2 protein-coding genes are annotated in these 2,194 nt (G+C 42.4%); one reads left to right on the forward strand and one right to left on the reverse strand.

All coding sequences use genetic code 11. The annotated features are described in order from the left end of the window. Window positions 1-150: 150 nt before the first annotated feature. On the reverse strand, window positions 151-912 hold the full coding sequence (gene tatC, locus PX481_RS09055; RefSeq protein ID WP_002770330.1) for a twin-arginine translocase subunit TatC: 762 nt from the start codon (window positions 910-912) through the stop codon (window positions 151-153). A 221-nt stretch (window positions 913-1,133) separates the two neighbouring features. Between tatC and nadA the strand changes: the two genes are divergently transcribed. Further along, a complete protein-coding gene (nadA, locus tag PX481_RS09060) occupies window positions 1,134-2,093 on the forward strand; it encodes a quinolinate synthase NadA (RefSeq protein WP_043998788.1) in 960 nt (319 codons plus the stop codon). Window positions 2,094-2,194 lie beyond the last annotated feature (101 nt).

Below are 2,194 nucleotides of genomic sequence, written 5' to 3' on the forward strand. Positions count from 1 at the left end.
GGCTCTTCTGGTTTCTGTGTGGAAACGAGGTCTATACTGATAGTTTATTTAACCAAATAGTCCTAAAAGTCTTTCCCAGTAAACATTTCACGATTTCATAAGCAAAAATTATCACACAAAGTCGAGAAGAGCCTGACGGCTAATAGCTAGTTAACGTCCCGTTAATTTCACTACCCCAATCCCCCCAAAGTATAGACCCAAGACCGCCCCTGCTAACAGGGATTGGGTGAGAGGATCTGTGGAAGGGGTTAAAATTGCGCCTAAAATCACCGCACCCAAAACCACGAAACGCCAACCCGATAACATCGTTTGCGAGGAAATAATGCCTAAAAAGCTCAAAATCAATTGAATAACGGGAATTTGAAAGGCGATGCCGGTACTAAACAGCAAAAGTAAGACAAATTCAAAATAGCGCTCGATCGACCAAGCTTGTTCGACCACTTCGGCCCCATAATTGACAAAAAAGTTTAAAGCGGCGGGAATCAGGGCAATATAGGCAAAAAATAAACCAGCAAAAAATAAAACACTCGATCCTAAGACTACCGGGACAATTAAACGCCGTTCGCGACGGGTTAACCCCGGCAGCACAAAGAGGATAATTTGTAAGAGAATGACCGGACTAGCCACCAGTATGCCGCTATATCCAGCTACTTTTAGGGAGACGAAAAAAAATTCTCCCGGAGCTAACTGCAAAAATTTTACTCCTTGGGCGGGAACTTCCAGCACTTGCACTAGGGGTTTAACGAAGATAAAACATCCCACCGCACCTACAGCCACGGCAATTAAACTATAAAAAATCCGGCGCCGCAATTCCTCCAAGTGGTCAAATAAGGACATTTCCACTTCTCCGGGTAACTCATCGAGGAATTCAGGACTGTCTGGGGGTGGGGTTTTTACTTCTGTCGATGACATGGCTTTGGCTCGATCGTTCTCTACTCAAGCCTTTATCCTAGCATTGATAGGGGATGGGGGTTCGGGGTTCGGGGTTCGGAGTTCGGAGACAGAATTCAGGATAATAAATCAAAGTTGCCCCCCACTTCCCCACTTCCCCACTCCCCCACTCCCCTTAAAAAAAATTTGCTATGATCTAGGAACTTGTTTAGTATTTGGTAAAAATAACCATAAATGCCGCCGTGTTCACAACTGTTCAACCCACAAATCGATCGAGCTTACCTGATGACCTATTTACGGCAATTAAAGAGCTTAAACGGGAATTAAACGCCGTTATTCTGGCTCACTACTATCAAAATTCTGACATACAGGATATAGCTGATTATATTGGTGATTCTCTCGGTTTATCCCAACAGGCTGCCCGAACGCCAGCAGATGTGATCGTATTTGCGGGGGTTCACTTCATGGCAGAAACAGCTAAAATCTTAAATCCCGATAAGTTGGTATTGCTGCCGGATTTAGATGCAGGATGTTCTTTAGCTGATAGTTGTCATCCTGAAGATTTTGCTCGTTTTAAAGCCCAATATCCCGATCATATCGTGATTTCCTATATCAATTGCAGTGCAGAAATTAAGGCCATGAGTGATATTATCTGCACCAGTTCCAACGCAGTCAAAATAGTTAATCAAATCCCTGCCCATCAACCGATTATCTTCGCTCCCGATCGCAATTTGGGACGTTACGTCAGTCAGCAAACTGGTAGAGATTTAGTCCTCTGGCAGGGTAGTTGTATTGTCCATGAAACTTTTTCCGAACGCAAGATAATAGAATTAAAAGTTGCCCATCCAGAAGCAAAAATTATCGCCCATCCTGAGTGTGAATCATCGGTTTTACGCCATGCCGATTATATTGGTTCCACGACGGCACTATTAAATTATTCCCTGAAAAGTTCTGAAAAAACCTTTATTGTCGCCACAGAACCGGGGATTATTCACCAGATGCAAAAATCGGCCCCAGAAAAACTATTTATACCCGCACCAGGTTTGAATAACTGTGCTTGTAATGAGTGTCCCTACATGAGACTGAACACTCTCGAAAAATTGTATCTCTGTATGCGAGATACAACTCCAGAAATTACTATTTCTGAAGATTTAAGAGTTAAGGCACTGTTGCCGATTCAAAGAATGTTAGAAATGTCTTAATCAGTTATCAGTTATCAGTTATCAGTTATCAGTTATCAGTTATCAGTTATCAGTTATCAGTTATCAGTTATCAGTTATCAGTTATCAGTTATCAGTTATCA

This window comes from Microcystis sp. M53603_WE2, assembly GCF_030065435.1.